The 21568-nt window shown below is 66.4% G+C and carries 21 protein-coding genes and 1 tRNA gene; 15 read left to right on the forward strand and 7 right to left on the reverse strand.

Going from position 1 to position 21568, the window contains the following annotated elements:
* The first annotated feature begins 45 nt into the window (after positions 1–45).
* The 3 genes from ACTU6U_RS08975 to ACTU6U_RS08985 are packed head-to-tail and all read left to right on the forward strand — an operon-like array spanning position 46 to position 2721.
* On the forward strand, positions 46–495 hold the full coding sequence (locus tag ACTU6U_RS08975) for an Lrp/AsnC family transcriptional regulator (protein ID WP_443468782.1): 450 nt from the start codon (positions 46–48) through the stop codon (positions 493–495).
* Between the two features lie 19 nt (positions 496–514).
* Entirely contained in the window at positions 515–1711 is a 1197-nt protein-coding gene (locus tag ACTU6U_RS08980; RefSeq protein ID WP_443468783.1) for an MFS transporter, read from the forward strand.
* Between the two features lie 41 nt (positions 1712–1752).
* Positions 1753–2721: a 1,4-dihydroxy-2-naphthoate polyprenyltransferase gene (locus ACTU6U_RS08985; protein ID WP_443468784.1), complete on the forward strand. Its 969-nt coding sequence runs from the start codon at positions 1753–1755 to the stop codon at positions 2719–2721.
* 3 nt (positions 2722–2724) lie between these two features.
* Here ACTU6U_RS08985 and ACTU6U_RS08990 read toward each other — a convergent pair whose 3' ends face one another.
* Positions 2725–3048, reverse strand: a complete 324-nt coding sequence (locus ACTU6U_RS08990; RefSeq protein ID WP_443468785.1) for a DUF4229 domain-containing protein — start codon at positions 3046–3048, stop codon at positions 2725–2727.
* Positions 3049–3157: 109 nt separating this feature from the next.
* Between ACTU6U_RS08990 and ACTU6U_RS08995 the strand changes: the two genes are divergently transcribed.
* Positions 3158–3230 (forward strand) — tRNA-Met (locus ACTU6U_RS08995).
* 15 nt (positions 3231–3245) lie between these two features.
* On the opposite strand, the gene mdlC is transcribed toward ACTU6U_RS08995, so the two are convergent.
* Positions 3246–4877: a benzoylformate decarboxylase gene (gene mdlC, locus ACTU6U_RS09000; protein ID WP_443468786.1), complete on the reverse strand. Its 1632-nt coding sequence runs from the start codon at positions 4875–4877 to the stop codon at positions 3246–3248.
* 234 nt (positions 4878–5111) lie between these two features.
* On the opposite strand from mdlC, the gene ACTU6U_RS09005 reads away from it, so the two are divergent.
* The 4 genes from ACTU6U_RS09005 (at position 5112) to ACTU6U_RS09020 (ending at position 8309) form a co-directional block, all read left to right on the forward strand.
* Positions 5112–5282: a chalcone isomerase family protein gene (locus tag ACTU6U_RS09005; protein WP_443468787.1), complete on the forward strand. Its 171-nt coding sequence runs from the start codon at positions 5112–5114 to the stop codon at positions 5280–5282.
* Positions 5283–5326: 44 nt separating this feature from the next.
* On the forward strand, positions 5327–5674 hold the full coding sequence (locus tag ACTU6U_RS09010; RefSeq protein WP_443468788.1) for a PLD nuclease N-terminal domain-containing protein: 348 nt from the start codon (positions 5327–5329) through the stop codon (positions 5672–5674).
* Positions 5671–7341, forward strand: coding sequence for a 2-succinyl-5-enolpyruvyl-6-hydroxy-3-cyclohexene-1-carboxylic-acid synthase (gene menD, locus ACTU6U_RS09015; RefSeq protein WP_443468789.1), 1671 nt, complete (start codon positions 5671–5673; stop codon positions 7339–7341). Before ACTU6U_RS09010 ends, menD begins: the two co-directional genes overlap by 4 nt.
* 113 nt (positions 7342–7454) lie before the next feature.
* The gene (locus tag ACTU6U_RS09020; RefSeq protein ID WP_443468790.1) at positions 7455–8309 is read left to right on the forward strand and encodes a polyphosphate kinase 2 family protein; all 855 of its coding nucleotides are present in this window, start codon (positions 7455–7457) and stop codon (positions 8307–8309) included.
* On the opposite strand, the gene ACTU6U_RS09025 is transcribed toward ACTU6U_RS09020, so the two are convergent.
* The gene (locus ACTU6U_RS09025) at positions 8306–9574 is read right to left on the reverse strand and encodes an isochorismate synthase (protein WP_443468791.1); all 1269 of its coding nucleotides are present in this window, start codon (positions 9572–9574) and stop codon (positions 8306–8308) included. The genes ACTU6U_RS09020 and ACTU6U_RS09025 overlap by 4 nt on opposite strands.
* A 74-nt stretch (positions 9575–9648) precedes the next feature.
* Between ACTU6U_RS09025 and ubiE the strand changes: the two genes are divergently transcribed.
* Genes ubiE through ACTU6U_RS09040 form a run of 3 tightly spaced genes read left to right on the forward strand, consistent with a single transcriptional unit; the run spans position 9649 to position 12894 of the window.
* Positions 9649–10386, forward strand: coding sequence for a bifunctional demethylmenaquinone methyltransferase/2-methoxy-6-polyprenyl-1,4-benzoquinol methylase UbiE (ubiE, locus tag ACTU6U_RS09030; RefSeq protein ID WP_443468792.1), 738 nt, complete (start codon positions 9649–9651; stop codon positions 10384–10386).
* Between the two features lie 21 nt (positions 10387–10407).
* A complete protein-coding gene (locus ACTU6U_RS09035; protein ID WP_443468793.1) occupies positions 10408–11469 on the forward strand; it encodes a polyprenyl synthetase family protein in 1062 nt (353 codons plus the stop codon).
* A 51-nt stretch (positions 11470–11520) separates the two neighbouring features.
* Positions 11521–12894, forward strand: coding sequence for an FAD-dependent oxidoreductase (locus ACTU6U_RS09040; RefSeq protein WP_443468794.1), 1374 nt, complete (start codon positions 11521–11523; stop codon positions 12892–12894).
* An 8-nt stretch (positions 12895–12902) separates the two neighbouring features.
* On the opposite strand, the gene ACTU6U_RS09045 is transcribed toward ACTU6U_RS09040, so the two are convergent.
* The 3 genes from ACTU6U_RS09045 to ACTU6U_RS09055 are packed head-to-tail and all read right to left on the reverse strand — an operon-like array spanning position 12903 to position 15952.
* On the reverse strand, positions 12903–13307 hold the full coding sequence (locus tag ACTU6U_RS09045) for a hypothetical protein (RefSeq protein ID WP_443468795.1): 405 nt from the start codon (positions 13305–13307) through the stop codon (positions 12903–12905).
* Positions 13308–13350: 43 nt separating this feature from the next.
* Positions 13351–14640, reverse strand: a complete 1290-nt coding sequence (locus tag ACTU6U_RS09050) for a serine hydrolase domain-containing protein (protein WP_443468796.1) — start codon at positions 14638–14640, stop codon at positions 13351–13353.
* A 19-nt stretch (positions 14641–14659) separates the two neighbouring features.
* A complete protein-coding gene (locus ACTU6U_RS09055) occupies positions 14660–15952 on the reverse strand; it encodes a serine hydrolase domain-containing protein (RefSeq protein WP_443468797.1) in 1293 nt (430 codons plus the stop codon).
* 171 nt (positions 15953–16123) lie between these two features.
* Here ACTU6U_RS09055 and ACTU6U_RS09060 point away from each other — a divergent pair, with 171 nt between their 5' ends.
* The 3 genes from ACTU6U_RS09060 to ACTU6U_RS09070 are packed head-to-tail and all read left to right on the forward strand — an operon-like array spanning position 16124 to position 19617.
* Positions 16124–17875 carry a sensor histidine kinase gene (locus ACTU6U_RS09060; protein ID WP_443468798.1) on the forward strand — a complete coding sequence of 584 codons (1752 nt, stop codon included), beginning with the start codon at positions 16124–16126 and terminating at the stop codon, positions 17873–17875.
* Positions 17863–18516 (forward strand): response regulator transcription factor, encoded by a 654-nt coding sequence (locus ACTU6U_RS09065; protein WP_443468799.1) that lies wholly within the window; start codon positions 17863–17865, stop codon positions 18514–18516. The genes ACTU6U_RS09060 and ACTU6U_RS09065 overlap by 13 nt, the downstream gene beginning before the upstream one ends.
* 48 nt (positions 18517–18564) lie before the next feature.
* Positions 18565–19617: an alpha/beta hydrolase gene (locus tag ACTU6U_RS09070; RefSeq protein WP_443468800.1), complete on the forward strand. Its 1053-nt coding sequence runs from the start codon at positions 18565–18567 to the stop codon at positions 19615–19617.
* Here the strand turns inward: ACTU6U_RS09070 and ACTU6U_RS09075 are convergent.
* Complete coding sequence (locus tag ACTU6U_RS09075) at positions 19604–20092, reverse strand: YajQ family cyclic di-GMP-binding protein (protein WP_443468801.1); 489 nt, start codon at positions 20090–20092, stop codon at positions 19604–19606. The two genes, ACTU6U_RS09070 and ACTU6U_RS09075, sit on opposite strands and share 14 nt — an antisense overlap.
* 191 nt (positions 20093–20283) lie before the next feature.
* Between ACTU6U_RS09075 and ACTU6U_RS09080 the strand changes: the two genes are divergently transcribed.
* Positions 20284–21516 (forward strand): sugar ABC transporter substrate-binding protein, encoded by a 1233-nt coding sequence (locus ACTU6U_RS09080; RefSeq protein WP_443468802.1) that lies wholly within the window; start codon positions 20284–20286, stop codon positions 21514–21516.
* Positions 21517–21568 lie beyond the last annotated feature (52 nt).

The following is a 21568-nucleotide window of genomic DNA, read 5'->3' on the forward strand; positions in this document are numbered from 1 at the left end:
GAAAATATCCGGTGGAATATGACGTACACCGATATTCTTCCATCTATGGAAGATGCTGTCGACCGCCAGATCCTCACCGAGATCTCTCGCGATGCGCGCGCGACGCTCGCGCAGCTGTCTGAGGCGGTGGGGATGTCGACCTCCGCAGTGCAGAGCAGGCTGCGCAGGCTCGAATCTCGGGGTGTGATCGCGGGGTATCGCCCGATCCTCGACGCTGAGGCCGTCGGCAAACCGCTATCTGCATTCATCGAGATCACCCCCCTCGACCCTGGTCAGCCCGACAATGCCCCCGAGCTGCTCGAGCACATGACCGAGATCGAGGCCTGTCACTCGATTGCGGGCAACGCGAGCTACATGCTGTTCGTGCGCGTGGCGGCTCCGCGAGCGCTCGAGAAGCTGGTGGGCGACATCCGCCTCGCGGCGAACGTCAGCACGCACACCACGGTCGTGTTGCAGACCTACTACGAGAACAGGCCGATCTCCGTCGACGGCTAGGCTTTCGTTGAAGGAGAACATGAACCGATCCATCCCCCAACGGCAGCTTGCGCTCGCCGCACTTTTTCTCGTTCCGGGGATCGGCATCGCCTCCTGGGTCACGCGTACGCCCGATATCCGCGATCTTCTCGGCGCTTCGACGTTCGAGATGGGTCTCGTGCTGTTCGGACTGTCGCTGGGCTCGATGCTGGGCATTCTCGTCTCAGGCCCGCTCGTCGCTCGTTTCGGCGCGCGACCGATCATCGCGGCGGGAGCGATCAGCGTCGCCCTGAGCATGCCGTTGATCGGCATCGGGGCTGGAGTCTCCGAAGCGCTGATCGCTGCTGCTGGGCTGTTCCTCTTCGGCGCGGGCATGGGCGGCGGCGAGATCGCGCTCAATGTCGAAGGTGCCGACATCGAACAGGTGACTGGGCGCTCTTTTCTTCCGCGACTGCATGGCTTCTTCAGTCTCGGCACCGTCATCGGTGCACTGGTCGGGATCGCCGCAACGGCGACGTCTTTCCCGGTGAGCATCCACATGGTCATCATCGGGGTGCTCGCCCTTATCGCGGTGTGCCTCGCCATGCCGCGAATTCCGTCGGGAACCGGACGCACGCCGCGGGAGGCCTCCGGATCTCCTCGCGCAGCGCGGGCACAGCTGTGGCGCGATCCGACGCTGCTGCTGATCGGCGTGATCATCCTGGCAATGGCGCTCGCCGAAGGCACCGCGAACGATTGGCTTCCTCTCGTGATGGTCGACGGGCACGGGTTCGATGCTGCATCGGGATCAGCGATCTACGCGGTGTTCGCTGCTGCGATGACGACGGGCCGATTCGTCGGCGGATGGTTCATCGATCGTTTCGGCCGCGCGGCCGTGCTCTGCGCAAGCGGAGTGTTCGGTGCGATCGGGCTGGCTCTGATCATCTTCGTGGACAACCCGGTCATCGCGACCGCGGCGGTGCTGCTGTGGGGGCTGGGCGCGTCGCTGGGCTTCCCCGTGGCGATCTCTGCCGCCGGTGACTCCGGTCCGGATGCTGCGGCGCGAGTATCGCTGGTGGCGACTCTCGGCTACGTGGCGTTCCTGGTCGGTCCGCCCGCGCTCGGCTTCTTCGGCGATGAGTTCGGCCTTCGCTCAGCACTGATCATTCCCTTCGTGCTGGTTGCGCTCGCCGCATTCGCGGCGCTCGCCTACGGACGCAGGACGCGCGTGCACCTCGAAGTCGAGCGCGCCGCCTGAGTGCGCGCTCGCCGTCCGCGCCAGGGCTAAGATTCCAGATCGTGGCAGCATCCTCAAAGCGCAAGACGTCGACACCCAAGCACAAGCCGGTTCGCACCAGCGGCAACCCCGCGAGACGGCCGATCGTCGAGGCGCCGCCGATCACTGCGCGCGACTGGATCGGAGCCGCGCGTCTGCGCACACTGCCGCTCGCGGTCGCGCCGGTCATCATCGGCACCGGCGCCGCGCAGCTCGTCGATCGCGAGCTGCACTGGGTCATCGCACTGGCTTGCCTCGCCGTCGCCGTGTTCCTGCAGATCGGCGTGAACTTCACGAACGACTACAGTGACGGCATCCGCGGCACCGACGCTCACCGCGTCGGGCCCGCCCGCCTCACAGCCTCCGGCCGGGTCAACCCGCGCGCTGTGCTGCTCATCGGATTGATCTTCTTCGCGCTCGCGGCCGGCATGGGCCTTGCGATCGTGATCCGCACCGGTCAGTGGTGGATGCTGGTGGTTGGGGCTGCGTGCATTATCGCCGCCTGGTTCTACACCGGCGGCAAGCGGCCCTACGGCTATATGGGGCTGGGCGAAGTCTTCGTCTTCGTCTTCTTCGGACTGGTCCCTGTGCTCGGCACCACGTGGGTGCAGGCTTTCTACCTGCCCGTGGAAGCATGGCTCGGTGCCGTCGCCGCAGGCCTGTTCGGATGCGCCGTGCTGCTCGCGAACAACCTGCGCGACATCGATCAGGATCGCGAAGTCGGCAAGCGCACGCTCACTGTGCGCATCGGGAGGCGCCCGACGCAGGTGCTGTACACGGTGTTCGTCGCGGTCCCCTTTGCGATCGCCGTGCTGACCGCACTGCTCTACCCGATCGCGTGGCTCGCCCTGCTGGCACTGCTCGCCGGCATCCCCGCGATCATCATCATCTGGACCTACCGCCAGCCGCGCGAACTGGTGATCGCGCTCGGGCTCACCTCTCTGACCGCACTCGCGTACGCGGGCGCGCTGTACTGGGCCTTCGTGGGCTGAGGTTCAGCTCTCACGGTGCGGTTCGCCCGCGGGCGTTTCAGCAGGAGTCTCGTCGATAGCTGTGTCTTCAGCGTCAGCATCCTGCGCGGCCACGCTCGAACGCGTACCCACCCGCGCTTCGCGCTGCTCGTAGATCTCTGCCGATGCGCTGGAGAGCGGCTTGCGCAGGAAGATGATCGAAATGCTCATGCCGATCAGTGCCGCGAAGACCACCGTGAAGTACCAGAGCTCGCGCATGATCGGGAAGAAGAGCCACATGATCGCCAGCGGCACCAGGAACGCCAGCAGCCTCAGCACGGAGTAGACGAGGAGGGGTGGCAGCTTCATGCTTCCAGTGTAGATCGCCATGAAACAGGACGACATTCAGAGTCGCAATCCGAGACGTTGTGCCGGGGTGCTGGCGATCCGAATCACGGCTGGGTAGCGTCAAAGTCATCGCGGCGATCCGGGTGGCCCCGGGCTTCAGCTCATACCTGACGGTGTTGCGGGTTCGACTCCCGCCGTCGCGTCTACTCCCGAACGGGCTACACCAGTGGCGGCAGAGTGGGATCGATGGGCACCTCGATGACGGTGGGTCCGGTTCGCTTCCATGCGTCGCCGAGCGCCGTCCGCACCTCCGCCGCTGTTCTCGCAACGACGCCTGTCGCCCCATAGCCCTGCGCTATGAGGTGGGGTGCGATCCCCGGGATATCGAGTCCAGGGACGCCGGGGTTCTTCTGGAATTTCGAGAACGCCTTGAGGATGCCGTACTCCTGATTCGTCGGCACGAGGACCACGAGCGGGAGATCGTGCTGCGCCGCGGTGTAGATCGCCTGCGGCGAGTACTGCATCGACCCGTCGCCGATGATCGCCAGCACGGGCCTGTTGCGCGCCAGATCGCGCTCGGCAAGGGCGATGCCGACGGCTGCCGGAAGATCCCACCCGAGCGCGCCGCTCGCCATGGCGAAATAGCTGTCCGGTGCAGTGAACTCCCACTCCGAGTGGAGGTCGGCGATGTTCGAGGGCGACTCCTGCACGACCACGGTCTCGGCGGGGGATGCCGCGCGCACCACACGGAAGAGCTGCCTCGCGGTCATCCGCTCATCGTCGGCGGCATCCGCCACGTCGGTCTCGGCCGGCGGGTGCGGCGCCAGACGGTGTCCCTGAGTGACGACGGTTGCCTGACTCGCGCGCGCGGGCACGAGTGACGCGAGCGCGCGCAACGCGAGAACGGCATCGGAGACCAGGCTGTCGCCGACCGGGGCCCGACCCGACTCAGCCGGGTCATCCGTGATGTGCAGGAGGCGCGCGCCGGCGGGAAGGTAGTCGCCCGGCACCCACGGGTAGTAGCGGAAGACCGGAGCACCGACGACCAGGACCACGTCGTGTCCTGCGAGCTTCTGCGACAGAAGCCCCTGAGCGAAGGGGAGGCCGCCAGCGTAGAGCGGATGGTCCTCCGGAAACGGAACGCGCTCTCCCGAGGGTGCCGCCCACACCGGCGCGCCGATGCGTTCGGCGAGCGAGACAGCATCGTCCCAGCCGTCACCGCGAGCAATGTCGGATCCGAATACGACGACGGGGTTCTTCGCTGCGGCGACGACGGCGGCGAACTCGGCGATGCGCTCCGGGTCAGGACCGACACGGGTCGTGACCGACCGAACGACCGCGGCGCCGGTGGCTTTCTTATCCCAGTCATCGAGGGGGAGCGAGAGGAACACCGGCCCCTGCGGCGGCTGCATCGCAATGGCGTATGCACGCATGAAAGCTGCGGGGATGTCCTCCGGGCGTGTCGGCTGATATGCCCACTTCACCCACGGCTTCGCGATCGCCTCCGGATCCGGGTTGACGAGCCAAGGCTCAAGCAGAAGCATCTCCCGCGTCTGCTGACCGGCCGTCACGATGAGCGGTGTCTTGTTCTGAAAAGACGAGTCGAGCGTGCCGAGAGCATTGCTGACGCCCGCAGCGGTGTGCACATTGATCAGCGCGGGGCGCCGCATGATCTGTGCGTGACCGTCTGCCATCGCCGTCACGGAGGCTTCATGCAGACCCAGCACGAAGCGGAAGTCGTCGGGGAAGTCCTGCAGGAATGTTTCTTCTGTCGATCCCGGGTTGGCGAAGATCGTCGTGAGTCCGAGCTCACGCAAGAGTTGGAATGTTGCTTCACGAACGGTGGTCATGGCTCAGCTCGCATTCATTCGTCAGGGGCCATCGGTGCGGCGCGTGTTACCTCACGGTGCCAGCTTTCGAGGCATGCGCGAGACTCTTTATGAATCTTTCACCCGGAGTGCCACCTCTGTGTCACCCGCCGTCGCGACCGACCTGCGCGCGAATGTGCCGCACGCCGCTGCGCGTGAACTCGCGCGGAACGCGTGATCGTCGTGCACCTGCATGCGAAGTGGGAGAACGTCAGGATGACGCGCACTGTCACAGCGATCGTCGACCTCGCGAACGATCCGTCCGTCGTGCTGATTCAGCCTGAGATGCAACGGATGGCGCAGTGGACGATGCGCGACGTTTCTCGGCTTATCACTGAGGGCCGCCGTGCTGCCACCCAAGCTCTCGATGCCCCGCCCGAGTTCTGAGCGGAAGCGAAGACTCTCACAGTGATCCCGCCTAGACTGGAGCTGTGGCAAGAGTACTGATCGTCGGGGGCTTTCTGGCCGTCGTCTTCTGGGTTTTCAGCATCGTGGACTGCGCAGTGCAGCCGGCGACGCGGCATCGCGGCGTGCCCAAGGGTGCGTGGATCGCGATCGTCGTCCTGATCCCGGTGCTCGGCGGCATCCTGTGGTTCGTGATCGGTCGGCGCCGTCGCGGCGACGAGCAGAAGCTGCGCTCCCTCGCCCCAGACGACAACCCCGAGTTCCTGCGGAGCCTCGGAAAGAACGAGCAGGACGAGCGCATCCGCCGCCTCGAAGAAGAACTCGCACGCCTCGACGATGAGACCGACGGCCCTGCCGCGGACTCTCGTTCATGACCTCATCACCAGCTGCGGATTCCGCGGCATCCCTGCTCTCCGAGCTCATCGCCCACGGCGTTCGCGACGCCGTGATCTCACCGGGTTCGCGCTCGCAGGCGCTCGCGCTCGCGGCCCTGCGCTTCGCCCGTGAGGGCGCCATCCGCGTTCATATTCGGATCGACGAGCGGGTCGCCGGCTTCACCGCCCTCGGCATCGCCCGAGAGACTCGCGTACCGGTCGCGGTGATCTGCACCTCCGGAACCGCCGCGGCGAACCTGCTTCCCGCGACGATGGAAGCTTTCCATTCCGGCATCCCGCTGCTTCTGCTCACCGCCGATCGCCCGCCGGAGCTGCGCGGCGTCGGCGCGAACCAGGCGACCATCCAGCCCGGAATGTTCGATGCGTTCGTGCGCTGGCAGCGCGACGCGCCAGTGCCGGGAGACGGCACCTGGGGCGGCCTCGGCGAAGAGGCTGTCACGGTCGCGATGGGGGCGGATGCTGCGCCCACTGCCCTCGCCGGCATCCCGGGCCCCGTGCACCTGAACCTTCCCGCCAGGGAGCCGCTCTCCGGTGCGGTTCCTGCCGGTTTCGTCGCGACCCAGGGTGAGGCCCCGACGCCCGATGCCGGCGAACTGCTCGTTCTCGAACTCGGACAGCGCACGGTCGTCGTGGCTGGTGCCGACGCGGGGGCTGCGGCCGAAGAGATCTCGCACGCGGGATCGTGGCCGCTCATCGCCGAGATCGTCAGCGGTGCGCGCTTCGGACGGCTCGTCGTCCACGGCTACCGCGAGCATCTGCGCGACGAGAACCTCGGCGGCCGCATCGAGCGCGTCGTCGTTCTCGGCCACCCCACGCTCAGCCGTGAAGTCACGGCGCTCCTGAAGCGAGACGATGTCGAGGTCATTGCCGTGCGCTCTGGCGGCGAGGCGCTGAATCTCAACGAGCGCACGCGTGCTGCGGCATCCGTCGCGGTCAGCACGGGGACCTCTGACCGGGCGTGGCTGGGCGAATGGATGCGGGCCTCTGCGGCATCCGTCATCGACCTCAGTGAAGACGCTCCCGATCACGACGGACTGCACTCCACTGATTTCGCCGCCCGCCGCGAGGCGGTGCGCGCGGAGCTCGATGCGGTCCGCCGCCCGCTCGACCGCGAACTGCTCGTCGACGCCGTGTGGCGCGCGACCTGGCCCCATGACCGCCTGATGTTCGGATCGTCCCGGCTCGTCCGCATCGCGGACGCTGTGCTCGGCGGCAAGAAGGTGCCCGTGCACTCCAACCGCGGGCTGGCCGGAATTGACGGCACGATCGCCACCGCCCTGGGTATCGCGATCGCGAGCCAGGCCGACGGGGCGGCGGGCGTGACCCGCGTGCTGCTCGGCGACCTCGCCTTCCTGCACGATGTCGGCTCTCTGCTGCTGCCGCCTGACGAACAGGAGCCGCGCATTCAGGTCGTCGTCGGCAATGACGGGGGAGGGACGATCTTCGACTCGCTCGAGGTCGCAGCCTCCGCCCCCCGGGAAGATCTCGACCGTGCCTTCTACACGCCGCACACCGCTCAGCTCGAACAGCTCGCCCTCGCCTACGGCTGGGACTATCAGCGCGTCACCACGCGCACAGCGCTCGATCAGGCGCTCACCTCGCCCGTCACGGGCCGTCAGATCATCGAGGTTCCGCTCCCGCGTTGAGCCGGGTAACCCCCCTCACTCTGGGTCGCGATTTCTGCCGTTCTGAGCGCCGCACACCGACACGAATTGCGACCTGGACGCCGCCCATGCCCGCCCTGGGGCAGGATGTACTCATGAGCGAGCGAGGGTGGACTGCCGACGCAACCGAGATCCTGCGAGTGGGGCAGGACTTCCGGCTCGCGGACGTCGATCCCGGCAGTCACCCCGGCTACGACGGCGACAAGCGCGACGGCGAGGAGGATCTCACGGTCGGGCTCGACGCGCTGGGCGAGCTGCAGGAGCGACTGTTCGCGCAGAGTCGCACCGGCGCCGCGACTGACTCCGTGCTGCTCGTGCTGCAGGCGATGGACTCAGCAGGCAAGGGTGGGATCGTCCGGCACGTCGTGGGCGGCGTCGACCCGCAGGGTGTCGAGCTCGCCGCGTTCAAGGCGCCCACGGCCGAGGAGCGCGAGCATGACTTCCTCTGGCGTGTCGAGAAGCGGCTGCCCCAACCCGGATTCATCGGCGTCTTCGATCGCTCGCACTATGAGGACGTGTTGATCGGTCGCGTGCGCGAGCTCGCTCTGGCCGAGGAGATCGAGCGCCGCTACGGCGCGATCAACGAGTTCGAAGCGCAGGTCGCGGCATCCGGCACGCGCATCATCAAGGTCATGCTGCACATCTCGCCCGAGGAGCAGAAGGAACGGCTCATGGAGCGGCTCGAGCGCCCCGACAAGTACTGGAAGTACAACCCCGGCGACGTCGACGAGCGGATGCTGTGGCCGAAGTACATGCAGGCCTATCAGACGCTCTTCGAACGCACCTCTACCGAGCATGCCCCCTGGTATGTCGTGCCCGCCGACAGCAAATGGTACGCACGCCTCGCCGTGCAGGAGCTGCTGCTGGAGACGATGGAGGTCATCGATCCGCAGTGGCCGGGTGCCGACTTCGATATCGAGGCCGAGAAGAAACGGCTCGCGGCGAGTTAGGCCAGCGCGTCAACCAGTGGGCGGAACTTCACCCTGGTCTCGAGCAATTCGGTCTCGGGATCGCTCGCGGCGACGATGCCCGCACCCGCATACGCGGTCACGGCGATTGCGTCGTCCCCAGCTGAGAACTGTGCGCACCGCAGCGCGATCGCCCATTCGCCGTTGCCGTTCGCATCGATCCATCCGACCGGCCCCGCGTAGCGGCCGCGATCGAAAGGCTCGAGCTCTCGGATCGCCGCGACGGCGGCGGGCGTAGGGGTGCCCGCGACGGCGGCGGTGGGATGCAGGGCTCCGACGAGATCGAGCGCCGACTCTCCCGCGGACAACTCGCCTTCGACATCGGTGGCGAGATGGAACAGGTTCGGAAGCTTCAGCAGGAAGGGCTGCTCGCTCGATGCCATCGCCCGCACGTGCGGCCGCAGTGACTCCAGAAGCGAGCGCACGGCATACTGGTGCTCGTCGAGGTCCTTGACGCTCGACGCGAGGCGGGAGGATGCTGCGGCATCCTCATCAGCATCCGCACCGCGGCCGATGGTTCCGGCGAGCACTCGCGCGGTCACGGTGCGATCCTGCACGGTGACGAGTGTCTCGGGGCTTGCCCCGATGAGCCCGTCGACCGCGAACGTCCAGGTATCGGGGTAACCCGTTGAGAGTTCACGCACGAGGCGGCGCAGATCAGAGCCCGCGGGGATCGTGCCCTCGAGATCGCGGGCGAGCACGATCTTGCTCGCCTCTCCTGCACCGATCCGCTCCAGAGCGTCACGGATGGAGGCCTGGTAGCCTGCCGGACTCTGACGCCCTGGGCCGACGGTTCCCGCCCAGTGCGGTCCGTACGCGTCGGGGGAGAGAGTGGCGCCCGGCTGATCACCGGGGAGCTCCGTTCCGGATACCGCGATGCGGGTGATCCAGCCGCGCCCCCGGTGGCGCCCCAGAACCATCGACGGAACGACCAGCACGCTGTCGGCCGCTGAGCCCTCGTCGAAGGTCAGTGCGCCGAACCCGACCAAACCGGTGCCAGGCAACTGCACAGGGTCATCGATCTCAGCGGCGTCGGTGAGCGCGCGCCAGGACTCTGCGATCACGTCGCTGCGCAGCGGGCCACGGTCGGCGGGCACTCTGATGGTCACCGGTGCGCTGTCGCCGACGGCGACGATGCCGTCGCCGCGCCGGAGCCAGGCGAGGGGGAAGTGCGGATGCGCATAGGCCAGCAGATCGTCGACCGGGTCGAACTCACGGGTCTGCACGACCAGGCGGGTGCTGCTCACCCATCCAGTTTAGGCGCCGGGGGACCCCTCGCCGGCGCCGCGCGCAGACAGCCAGGCCGATCTAGACTGGTCGGATGAGCCAGCCCAATCGCGCCGACCTCGGCAAAGACCCGCAGCGCGTCAGCGGCATGTTCGATCAGGTGGCCGCCGGCTACGACCGCACGAACACGGTCATGACGTTCGGAAACGACGCGCTCTGGCGTGCGGCGACCACCCGTGCGGTCGCCCCCGAGCGCGGTGAGCGGATCCTCGATCTCGCGGCAGGAACAGCTTCTTCGTCAGCATCCCTCGCGGCCAGTGGAGCCGATGTCGTCGCGGCCGATTTCTCACCCGGGATGCTCGCTGAGGGCAAGCGTCGCCACGGACACCTGGGGAACTTGAGCTTCGTCGAGGCAGACGCCATGAACCTGCCGTTCGCCGATGATGAGTTCGATGCCGTCACGATGTCGTACGGGCTGCGCAACGTGCAGCAGCCGAAGAAGGCGCTCGCTGAGCTGTTCCGGGTCACCAAGCCAGGGGGTCGCCTCGTGATCAACGAGTTCTCCACCCCTCCTGGCGCATTGTTCCGCGGCCTCTACCGCTTCTACAACGCCCAGGTACTGCCACGCGTGGCACGTCTGGCCGGCACCAACAGCGATGCCTATGACTATCTGAACGAGTCGATCCGCGACTGGCCCGATCAGAAGAAGCTCTCGGCGTGGATCCGGCAGGCGGGCTGGACGAACGTCGAGTACCGCAACCTCACTTTCGGCATCGTCGCGCTGCACCGTGCGGTCAAACCAGCATCCGCTCCGATGACGAAGCCTGAGTGAGCCGCAGGTAGGGTGGACACCGTGACTTCGAGCCCCGCTGCCCCGGGTTCGCGCCTCGCGAACCGTCTGGGCTTCAGCGACCGCGTGTTCCTCGGCCCTGTTGCGCGTCGTGTCGCGCGTCAGATCGAGGATGGGCTCGAACTCGTCGAGAATGGGCTGTCCGAAGACCTGCGCGTTGCAGACTCCCTCGTCGATGCATCCGCCCGGTACCTGTACGAGGCCGGTGGCAAGCGCATCCGTCCCGTACTCACGCTGCTGACCGCGCAGCTCGGTGATGGCAACATCCCGGCAGTGATCGACATTGCGAAGGCGCTGGAGATCACCCACCTGGGCTCCCTCTATCATGACGACGTCATGGACGGCGCTGACCGTCGCCGTGGGGTTCCCGCGGCGCAGGCGGTGTGGGGCAACAACGTCGCCATCCTCACCGGAGACATCCTCTTCTCTCGCGCGAGCCAGCTCATGGCGAAGCACGGCGACCGGGCGATCCGCCTGCAGGCCGACACCTTCGAGCGGCTCGTGATGGGCCAGCTCCATGAGACCGTCGGCGCTCAGCCCGATGACGACCCGATCGAGTTCTACATTCAGGTGCTGGCCGACAAGACCGGTTCGCTCATCGCCGCGGCGACGCAGGGTGGTGCGATCTTCTCGAACGCGCCGGAGGAGTGCATCGAGCCGCTGCGTCTGTACGGCGAGAAGGTCGGCATCGCGTTCCAGCTGCTCGACGATGTGATCGACCTCTCGGCGAGCCCCGAAGAGACCGGAAAGGTGCCAGGCACCGATCTGCGTGCAGGCGTTCCCACCATGCCGTACCTGTTGCTCAAAGCAGAGACGGATGCTGCCTCCACCGATCTCGCAACCCGCATCGACGACGGGGTGGAGCGGATCGCCGCCGGTGAGGATGCCGTTATCCTCGACCAGCCGCTTGCCGAACTGCGTGATCACGTGGTCACGCAGAAGACGCTCGACCTTGCCCGCTCATGGACTCGTGACGCCATCGACGCATTGGCGCCGCTGCCCAAGGGCACGGTGCGTGAGGCGCTGACGCGCTTCGCAGAAACTCTCGCAGACCGCAGCAGTTGATCGCCCCCATCGTCGATCAGGCTCTTCGCTGCAGCATCCGAAAGGACTCTCATGACCAAACTCCGCCTGGCCATCGTCGGAGCAGGCCCCGCCGGCATCTATGCCGCTGACATCCTGCTCAAGACCGAGCGCTCCTTTGACGTGTCGATCGATCTGTTCGAGCAGCTCCCGGCGCCCTACGGGCTCGTCCGCTACGGCGTGGCCCCTGACCACCCTCGCATCAAGGGCGTGATCAACGCGCTTCGTGATGTGCTCGACCGCGGTGACATCCGCATCTTCGGCAACGTGCGCTTCGGCGAGGACATCACACTCGACGACCTCAAGAAGCACTACAACGCCGTGATCTTCGCCACGGGCGCGATCCGTGACACGACGCTGGACGTCCCTGGAATCGACGCCGAAGGCTCTTACGGTGCTGCAGACTTCGTGAGCTGGTTCGACGGTCACCCCGACGTGCCGCGCGACTGGCCGCTGGATGCAGAGTCGGTCGCCGTGCTCGGCAACGGCAACGTCGCGCTCGACGTGGCGCGCATGCTCGCCAAGCACGCCGAAGACTTGCTGCCCACTGAGATCCCCGACAACGTGCACACGGTGCTTGAGGGCTCGAAGGTCACAGACGTCCACATCTTCGGTCGCCGTGGCCCCGCGCAGGTGAAGTTCACCCCGCTCGAGCTGCGCGAGCTCGGTGAGCTGCGCGATGTCGACACGGTCATCTACGACGAGGACTTCGACTACGACGAAGCATCCCTCGCGGCGATCGCCAGCAACAAGCAGGTCAAGGTCATCGACCGCATCCTGCAGCAGTGGCGCACGCGTCCGTCGGTGAACAACGCCGGGGGAGAAGCGAGTCGCCGCCTCCACCTGCATTTCTGGGCCAAGCCGGTCGAGATCAAGACGGATGCTGAGGGCAAGGTCGCAGCGATCGTCTACGAGCGCACCAAGCCTGACGGCTCCGGCGGAATGACCGGCACCGGCGAGCTGCGCGAGGTGGCGATCGGTCAGATGTACCGCGCGGTCGGCTACTTCGGCTCACCGCTGAAAGACGTGCCGTTCGACAAGAAGCACGGCGTGATCCCGAACCGCGAGGGGCAGGTCATCGCGAAGGACTCCAACCAGCGCGTCCCAGGCATCTACGCCACCGGCTGGATCAAGCGAGGACCTGTGGGTCTCATCGGCCACACCAAGTCCGACGCCATGGAGACCGTGCAGCACCTCGTGAACGATCAGGGCTCCTGGTGGGATCCCGCTGACCCATCCGAGGCTGCGATTCCCGCGCTCCTCGAGTCTCGCGGCATCCAGTGGACCGACCTCGACGGCTGGCACCGCCTCGACGAGCACGAGGTCGCGCTCGGCGCACCGCAGGAGCGCGTGCGCGTCAAGGTCGTCCCTCGCGACGAGATGGTGCGGATCTCTCGCGGCGAGTAACGCCTCCGTCAGTTTGCGGGTGCGGTGACCTCGACTGTGAAGGTCACCGACTCGTCGCTGCTCGAGTTGTCGAGCGTGACCTCGGTCTCACCGACTTCGAGTGCGGTCAGGCCCGGGTTGAACTGAGCGCTGCCGTCGTCCTTGCCCGGAGTGAACTCGACGATCTTCTCGTCCGCGATCTCGGCGGTCCAGTCGGTGAAGGTCTCGTCGTCGCCGGTGAGGTCGATCACGTTGCCTTTGGCGACCTCAACGGTCGTGCCGTTGATCTCGCCGATGTTCACGATGACGGGTGCGATCATCCCGGCCTCCTCATTCGTCCCACCGGAGGACGAGCATCCGACGAGAGAGAACGCGGTGCCCAGAGCGAGGGCCAAGGCCCCGGCACGGCGGAAGGAGCTGCGGCGGTGCGACATGGGGGTCCTCTCGACGATGATGCGCTCAGTTTAGAGGTACGGCTCAGCCTGCGGGAGGAGTTTCTGGGGCGGCGGGGTTGCTGGTGGGCACGACGGATGCTCCGTAGAGGGCGGCGATGATCGTCTTGGCGACCACGACGGCAGCCGTCTCACCGTCGACGGGAGAGGCCGAGAGGTTCGCCCCGACGATGATCGTGTCATCGGTGTTCTTGTTGTAGACCATGAACGTCGAGTAGCCGGGGAGCTGGCCGTCGTGGCCGAGGATGCCGGGCGCGAACTGCGCGATTCCGAGTCCGTAGCCGACGCCGCCGGTCTGGCCCGCGACGGTGGGCTGCACGCTGTCGAGGCGGATCTTCTGCATCGCGTCATCGAGCAGGCCTCCGCCGACCAGTGCCTTGACGTAGACGGCGAGATCGTCGGGAGTCGAGATCGCGCCACCGGCGGTCCATGCCCATGAGGGGTTCGCGTCGGTCTGATCGATCGGTGCAAGGGCGCCGTCGAGCGCCGCCGGAAGCTCGTCTGCGGGGACGGCGTAGGAGTCGATCGTCTCCAGGTTGGAGCCGAACTGGTACCCCTGCGCGTGGGGCGAGGGGATCGTTGCATCCGAGGGCTCAGGCAGTGATGAGTTCTTCAGGCCCAACGGCTCGAAGATCCGCTCCTGGAAGGCATCGGATGCCGACATGCCGGTGAGCTGCTCGATCACCAGGCCCAGCAGCACGATGTTCGTGTTGCTGTACTCATACTGCGTGCCGGGTGCGAAGTTCGCGGGATACGCGAAGGCGATCGCGAGCAGCTCATCGGGCGTCCACGCCTTCTGCGGGTCCTCGTCGAGAGCCGCGTTGAACGCGGGGTCGAAGGAGTAGCTGACCAGGCCGCTGCGCATCTCAGAGAGCTGTGCGATCGTGATGTTCTCGCCGCCCGGCACGTCGGGGCGGAACTTCGAGATCGGATCATCGAGTGAGAGCAGACCTTCTCCGACCAGCTGCAGGACGATCGTCGACGTCATCGTCTTCGTGTTGCTTCCGATGCGGAAGAAGTCATCCATCGACATCGGCACTGACCTGCCGAGCTCGGCAGTGCCGAAGGTCGCAGACCAGTCGCCCTTCTCCGGAGAGAGGATCTTCACGACGACCCCGGGGATCGCGTTCTGTGCCATGACCTCCGGGATCTTCGCCTGCAGGGTCGCGGCGTACTCCGGCGCAGCATCCGTCGTCGAGGAAGTCGACGTGCCCGACGGGCCGGAGGATGCCGGGCTCGGAGCGCTGCACCCGCTCACGAGCAGCATGGTGCTGACGGCTGCCGCCGCCAGGAGGGTTCTGGAGTTCTTCATCATGTCTGCGTTCCTGGGTCTGTCAGTGCGCGGGTGTGGTGGTGGGTGCTGGTGGGGGATTCTCGGGCACGATCTCAGAGGCGAGCTGGGTCGCCAGTGTTGCGGCGTAGTTCTCGAGGTTCCCGTTCCATTCGTCTGCCGTGTAGCTCTGGGCCCCCGGCACGATCGAGACGGAGACCGTCACCGACCCGATCGGAGACTGCGCCTCGGGCAGGGTGGCAACGGCGGCCTGGTACCCGCCGAAGAGCGGGGTCTGCATCACCCAGTCGCCGCGGAGGAACACCCCGAGTCCGTAAGTCCATTCCGTGGTCAGCGTGTGACAGGAGCGGCATCCCTCGAGCGGGGCTCCGAAGCCGATCAGATCTGTCGAGATCATTGCCTGGTGCGACTCGTCGCTGAGCAGTTCTCCGCGCCCGACGATGGCATCGAAGCTCGAGGTCATGTCATCGATCGTGGTGGTCTCGATCGCGCCGTGGGGGAGCGTCCATGAGGGGTTCCAGTAAGTCGAGTCCTCGAAGATGCCGCGTTCGGCGGTGAAGCCGTGCACGACAGGGCTTGGAATGTGGGCGGTGACGTCTGCCACCGTGCCGTCGAGTGACAGCGGGCCCAGGACGTACTTCTCGACCAGCTCAGCGAGCGTCTTGCCACTCTCCGCCTCGAGCACGTGGGAGAGGATGATGTAGCCTGCGTGCGAGTAGTCCCAGTTCTCACCCGGAGCGAAGAGCCGAGGGCTCGCCTCGCTGTAGGCGAGAAGCTCCTTTTCGGTCCACGCGCGGAACGGGTCTGCTGCCTGCGCGGTGAGGAAGTCAGCGTTCGCGACATGATCGGGGTATCCCGAGGTCATGGATGCCAGCATCCGTGGCGTGGCCTGGTCTCCACCGGGCAGGTCGGGCAGCCAGCGTGAGATCGGTTCGTCGATATCGATCAGGCCTTCGTCGGCCATCGCGAGCATGGTCGCCGCCACGTACATGATGGCGACAGCCCCATTGCGGAAGCGCCCGTCCTCGGTGACCGGGAAACCGGTCATCGATTCGCCGTATGTCACCGTGTCGATCACGCGACCGTCGACCATCACTTGAGCGACGAGCGAGGTGAACTGCTTCTGCGCGAATTCCTGCTGGGTGAGGTCGGTCAGCACAGCGCTGATCGCCTTGTCCTCCGCTGCCTGAGCTGTCGGTGGCGGCGTGCTCTCAGACACGCTGGCTCCTGTGCAGCCGGTCAGTGCGAGGGCTGCCGCGAGTGCGACTGCTGCCCCCGCACGCAGTGCGCGCCCACCTCGTTCCGTACTGGCCGAATACACACGTGGAGAGCCCATGTTCGGTAGCGTATGCACCTCGGCGGAGGGCAGATAGAGACCTAGGTCGCCAGATTCACCGCACCCTCCCACAACACTCGTACGGCACTTGCACCCGTGCAGAGAACGTGGTCATGATGAGACAGCGTCGAGCGCGAACGCACATACTTCCACGGCGAGGAACCCATCCAGATGAGCACGGGCGCGAGCGCACCGATACGGCGATCCTTCAATCGCGCGCTCTTCGTGATCCTGTGCGCGGGAGTGCTGCTCAACACGGCTCTCGTCGCGCTGCTGCCCCTTCACGGGCCGCTCGGACCGGTGCTCGCGCTCTTCCCGGTCAACGTCCTGATCTATCTCGGCGCAGGTGTTCTCGCCTGGCACTACCGGCCGAGCAATCGGATGGGCGCGCTCATCCTGCTCACGGGCGTCTGGATGCTTCTCGGCGGGCTGGGCAACGCGGATGTCGCAGCCCTCGCAGCGCTCGGCACCATCGCCGGCAGCATGCCTCTTGCCGGATTCGTGCACCTGCTGCTGGCCTTTCCTGCAGGTCGCGTGCGGGGAGCGGTCGCGCGCGCGACCGTGATCGCCGCATATGTCACCTCGTTGCTCTTGCAGGTCCCTCGCTACCTTTTCGCACCGGATGTTGCGGCTCCTGGCCTGATGATCGCTGATGTCCCCGCGTTCGAGCAGTGGGGCGGGGGCGTGCAGGAGTTCGTCGGCTTCCTGGTTTTGACGAGCACCCTCATCGTGCTCGCGGATCGCCTTCGGCGATCGACCGCAGTGGAACGGCGTGTCCTGGTGCCGCTCTACGGGTACGGGATCGTCGCGCTGGTCGTGCTGCTCTTCGCTTCCCGCATCCTGGGGCCGGTGCTCGGCTGGGCGCCGACGGATGTTGCGGCACTGCAGCTGCTGGTGTTCTGCGGCGTGCCGATCGCGTTCGCGCTCGGAACGCTGCGCGGAGGCGTGGCAAGGACCGGCGAGCTGGAAGAACTCGGCGTCTGGCTCGGCGAAGTCGGCAGCGTCAAACCTGCGATCGGCGCAGCGCTCGCCCGCACGCTCGGTGACCCCACGCTGGAAGTCTGGTTCTGGGTGCCCGCTCGCGAAGGCTACGTCGACACCGAGGGAGTCGAGGTGACCTCCGAACGTCAGCAAGCGCATCGCGTGGTCGAAACCGTCGAGCTGGATGGGCGACGGATCGGCGCCATCTCGTGCGATATCGCGCTCATGGCCGAGCCAGGACTCGTGCGCACCGCCGGTCGCGTGGTCGCGATCGCGCTTGACCGTGAGAGGTTGATCGCCGAGCTTCTGGCGAGCAGTCGCGCGCTGCAGTCATCGCGTGAGCGGCTGGTCGAAGTCGCCGACCGCGAGCGGCGCCGTATCGCGCAGGATCTGCATGACGGGCTGCAGGCGCAACTCGTGCTTCTGGCGCTGGAGGCGCAGCAGATCGCGCACATCGGCGCCGACGAAGAGACAGTGCGCGAGCGCGCGACCGAGCTGCGCAAAGGAATCGATGCGGCAGCGTCGGGACTGCGCGAGGTGGTGTATTCGGTCATGCCCGCTGCCCTTTCCCAGCGCGGGCTGTCCGCGGCGGCCGAGGACCTTGTAGATCGGGTGCCGGTGCCCACGACCCTCGACCTGAACGTCGCCGACAACGAATGCTCCCCCGTTGTGGAGAGCACCGCGTACTTCGTCGTCGCCGAAGCACTGGCGAATGCCATCAAGCACTCGCGGGCCGGGGCCATCGCCGTCCAGCTGGGTCGCGGTGGCGACGTGCTGCACGTCGAGGTGCGAGACAACGGCGATGGCGGAGCACGGGTCGGGCGCGGTTTCGGCCTGACCGGAATGGTCGAGCGCGTGGAAGCCCTGGGCGGCACCGTGCACATCGAGAGCCCAGACGGCAGCGGCACGACAGTACGAGCGGAGATCCCATGCGGGTTGTGATCGGAGAAGACGAGGCGCTCCTGCGCCGTGGGCTCGAACTGATGCTGGGTGATGCCGGCTTCGAGGTCGTCGACTCGGCCGCAGATGCGCCCGCGCTCGAGCGTTCCGTCGAAGAGCACCGGCCCGATCTCGTCGTGACGGACATTCGGATGCCGCCGAGCTTCACCGACGATGGTCTGAGGGTGGCTCTGCGCATCCGCGCCCAGCTGCCGCAGACCGCTGTGGTGGTGCTCTCGCAGCACGTGCAGCGCAGGTATGCCGTGGAGCTGCTCTCTGGGCAGACCGGCGGTATCGGCTACCTCCTCAAACAGCGAATCGCCGACGTCGATGAGTTCCTGGGCGATCTTCGCCGTGTCGCGGAGGGCGGCACGGCGATCGACCCCGATGTCGTTGCGGTCATGATCTCTCGTGCCAGCCGGTCGGACTCCGCCGTGGGAGCCTTGACCGCCCGGCAGCAGGAGGTTCTCTCGCTGATGGCAGAGGGGCGCAGCAACGCATCGATCGCCGGCAGGCTCTTCCTCACCGAGAAGGCGGTCGTGCAGCACGCCTCGCGCATCTACGATGCGCTGTCATTGGCCGTCGACTCCGATGCGCACCGGCGGGTGCTCGCCGTGCTGCAGTATCTGAACCGCGAGGGCTGACGGTCCTCCGGCGCGTGCGGTCCCGGCGGTTGTGCGAGCATTGGCCTCATGACCGAATGGGTTCCGGATGTCTTGGGCGATGAGTTCGAGCAGCGGACCCTCCCGCTCGGAACGGACGAACAGGGCGAGGTCGTCGCAACGCTCGTGCGGGCTCTGCCTGCGCCGCTGCCACCGCAGCCTTCGGGATGGGAGCGGTTCGTCACGCGGCTTCGGGGCGAGTCCGACAAGTCGCAGCATCCGGTGCTCGACGGCGTCGACGTGCTCTACGTGCACGGCTGGTCTGACTACTTCTTCCAGAAGCGGCTCGCCCGATTCTGGACGGCGCGGGGCGCGCGATTCTTCGCGCTCGACCTGCGCAAGTACGGTCGCAGCCTGCGCGAGGGGCAGACGCCCGGATACATCGCCGATCTCGCCACCTACGACGAAGACATCGCCGCGGCCCTCGAGGTCATGAGGCAGGATGCCGGCGAGTCTGCGCGACCGCGCAGACTCCTGCTGATGGGGCACTCGACGGGTGGTCTCGTGCTGAGCCTGTGGGCGTCACGGCATCCGGATGCTGCGGATGCCATCGTCCTCAACTCTCCGTGGCTGGAGTTCCAGATCGCGCCCCTGCGGGCCGCGATCGCGCCGATGGTCGAGCTGCAGGCGCGGTTGCGTCCGATGGAAGCCGCACCGCAGATCGACCTGGGGTTCTACGCGCGGGCGCAGGCCGCCGTCATGGATCCGGATGACGTGATGCAGACGAACCCCGCCTGGCGGCCTGTGCCGGCGATGCCAGTTCACGCAGGCTGGCTGTGGGCGATCCTGCACGGGCACCGAACCGTCGCGGCAGGGCTGTCGATCAAGGCACCGGTGTGCGTGATGCTCTCGGCGCGCTCAGCGCTGCCGACCAGGTGGTCGGAGGAGCTGACCTCCGCAGACACCGTGCTCGTCGTCGAAGACATCGCCGAGCGTGCGCTGAGGCTGGGACCGTCTGTGACGGTCGAGCGGATCGACGGCGCGCTGCACGACATCTTCCTCTCACGCAAGGTTGCGCGAGAGGAAGCTTATGCGCGGTTGGAGCGCTGGGTCGTCGGGTGGGCGGCTGCTAGCGGTAGTTGATGAACTGCAGGTCGACGTCGAGGTCTGACCCCTTGAGCAGGGCGATCACGGACTGCAGGTCGTCACGGCTCTTGGACTGCACGCGCAGTTCGTCGCCCTGAATCTGGCTCTTCACGCCCTTGGGGCCTTCGTCGCGGATGATCTTGCCGATCTTCTTCGCGTTCTCCGAGGAGATGCCGTCCTTGAGCGTCGAGACGATGCGGTACTCCTTGCCGCTGGCGAAGGGATCGCCCGACTCTAGGCTCTTCAGCGAGATGCCGCGCTTGATGAGCTTGGACTGGAACACGTCGAGCACAGCCTTGGCGCGCTCTTCGGTGTTCGCCTTGATCAGGACCGATTCGCCACTCCACTCGACCGAGGCGCCGGTGCCCTTGAAGTCGTAGCGCTGCTCGACCTCTTTGCGGGCCTGGTTGAGGGCGTTCTCCGCCTCCTGGTGGTCGACCTTGCTGACGATGTCGAACGATGAATCTGCCATGGCGCCATCCTACTGATTTCGGGCAGAGGGATCGATTTTGAAAGCGCTTCCACGGGAACCCGCCCCCTGGTCATCTATTACAGCTTGATATCAGCCGTGCCGACCGTTTCCTTAACGGACGATTGCAATGCATACTGTAAGCGCTTACAGTTCTGTGAGCAGATACCCGCATCGAGAGAGGCAACACACCAATGAAGGTGAACACGAGGGCCATCGTCGCGTTCGGCGCGATCGCAGCCGTTTCCACGCTGACGCTCGCCGGCTGCTCAGCCGGCACCGAAAGCGACAGCGACAAGGGCGCAGAGTCCGCTGACTCGTCGCTCGTCGTCTGGGTCGATGCTGAGCGCGTCGACGCTGTCCAGGGTGCGGCAGATGCCTACGAGGAGAAGACCGGCGTCAAGGTCGAGATCGTCGGCAAGGACGTTGACACCATCAAGGACGACTTCATCCAGCAGGTTCCCACCGGCAAGGGCCCCGACGTCACCATGGGTGCGCACGACTGGCTCGGCGAGCTGTCCACCAACGGTGTTGTCGCACCGCTCGAGCTCGGTGACTCGGCATCCGACTACCTCGACGTCGCGCTCCAGGCATCGACGTACGAGGGCACGGTCTACATGCTCCCCTACGCGGTCGAGAACATCGCTGTGCTCCGCAATGCGGATCTCATCCCTGAGCCGGCTGCGAACTTCGACGACATGATCGCCAAGGGCCAGGCCGCAGGCCTCGCTCAGCCGTTCGTCGTCGAGCAGGGCGTTGAGGGCAACCCGTACCACCTGTACCCGTTCCAGACCGCCTTCGGCGCTCCGGTGTTCGGCACTGACGCTTCGGGCAGCTACGACGCCGCAGACCTTCAGCTCGGCAGTGCCGGCGGCACCGAGTTCGCCACCTGGCTCGGTGCACAGGGCGCAGCGGGTGTCTTCAACACCGACATCGACGGCGAGATCGCCAAGCAGCAGTTCATCGACGGCAATGCCGCATTCTGGCTCACCGGTCCGTGGAACGTCGGCGCAGCGGTCGACGCCGGCATCAACGTCGAGATCGACTCCGTCCCTAGCCCGACCGGTGAGGTCGCCTCGCCGTTCGCCGGCGTGAAGGGCTTCTTCGTCAGCTCCGAGTCGAACAACAAGGTCGCAGCGAACGACTTCCTCGTCAACTACCTCGGCACCGAAGACGTCCAGCTCGCGCTGTTCGAGGCAGGCAACGTCCTCCCCGCGCTGACCGCAGCAGCTGACACCGCAGCCTCCGACCCGATCGTCGCCGGCTTCCAGGCCGTCGGCGCCGATGCGGTTCCCATGCCCGCCATCCCCGCCATGGGTGCCGTCTGGCAGTTCTGGGGCATCGCTGAGGCAGCGATCATCAATGGCGCCGACCCGGCTGCGACGTGGCAGAAGCTTGCCGACGACGTGGCAGCGGCCATCAAGTAACAAAGCACGAAACGTCGGGGCGGGCGCGGAAGCGCTCGCCCCGACAACACGA

Origin of the sequence: Microbacterium zouquanmingi (assembly GCF_052266695.1) — a bacterium.
GTDB lineage: Bacteria > Actinomycetota > Actinomycetes > Actinomycetales > Microbacteriaceae > Microbacterium.

Excerpts from the sequence above, each read along its gene's own strand:
- ACTU6U_RS08975 (WP_443468782.1), top strand. The coding sequence starts at position 46 with ATGGAAGATGCTGTCGACCGCCAGATCCTCACCGAGATCTCTCGCGAT.
- ACTU6U_RS08980 (WP_443468783.1), top strand. The coding sequence starts at position 515 with ATGAACCGATCCATCCCCCAACGGCAGCTTGCGCTCGCCGCACTTTTT.
- ACTU6U_RS08990 (WP_443468785.1), bottom strand. The coding sequence starts at position 3,048 with ATGAAGCTGCCACCCCTCCTCGTCTACTCCGTGCTGAGGCTGCTGGCG.
- mdlC (WP_443468786.1), bottom strand. The coding sequence starts at position 4,877 with ATGACCACCGTTCGTGAAGCAACATTCCAACTCTTGCGTGAGCTCGGA.
- ACTU6U_RS09005 (WP_443468787.1), top strand. The coding sequence starts at position 5,112 with ATGACGCGCACTGTCACAGCGATCGTCGACCTCGCGAACGATCCGTCC.
- menD (WP_443468789.1), top strand. The coding sequence starts at position 5,671 with ATGACCTCATCACCAGCTGCGGATTCCGCGGCATCCCTGCTCTCCGAG.
- ACTU6U_RS09020 (WP_443468790.1), top strand. The coding sequence starts at position 7,455 with ATGAGCGAGCGAGGGTGGACTGCCGACGCAACCGAGATCCTGCGAGTG.
- ubiE (WP_443468792.1), top strand. The coding sequence starts at position 9,649 with ATGAGCCAGCCCAATCGCGCCGACCTCGGCAAAGACCCGCAGCGCGTC.
- ACTU6U_RS09040 (WP_443468794.1), top strand. The coding sequence starts at position 11,521 with ATGACCAAACTCCGCCTGGCCATCGTCGGAGCAGGCCCCGCCGGCATC.
- ACTU6U_RS09045 (WP_443468795.1), bottom strand. The coding sequence starts at position 13,307 with ATGTCGCACCGCCGCAGCTCCTTCCGCCGTGCCGGGGCCTTGGCCCTC.
- ACTU6U_RS09050 (WP_443468796.1), bottom strand. The coding sequence starts at position 14,640 with ATGATGAAGAACTCCAGAACCCTCCTGGCGGCGGCAGCCGTCAGCACC.
- ACTU6U_RS09055 (WP_443468797.1), bottom strand. The coding sequence starts at position 15,952 with ATGGGCTCTCCACGTGTGTATTCGGCCAGTACGGAACGAGGTGGGCGC.
- ACTU6U_RS09060 (WP_443468798.1), top strand. The coding sequence starts at position 16,124 with ATGAGCACGGGCGCGAGCGCACCGATACGGCGATCCTTCAATCGCGCG.
- ACTU6U_RS09065 (WP_443468799.1), top strand. The coding sequence starts at position 17,863 with ATGCGGGTTGTGATCGGAGAAGACGAGGCGCTCCTGCGCCGTGGGCTC.
- ACTU6U_RS09070 (WP_443468800.1), top strand. The coding sequence starts at position 18,565 with ATGACCGAATGGGTTCCGGATGTCTTGGGCGATGAGTTCGAGCAGCGG.
- ACTU6U_RS09075 (WP_443468801.1), bottom strand. The coding sequence starts at position 20,092 with ATGGCAGATTCATCGTTCGACATCGTCAGCAAGGTCGACCACCAGGAG.
- ACTU6U_RS09080 (WP_443468802.1), top strand. The coding sequence starts at position 20,284 with ATGAAGGTGAACACGAGGGCCATCGTCGCGTTCGGCGCGATCGCAGCC.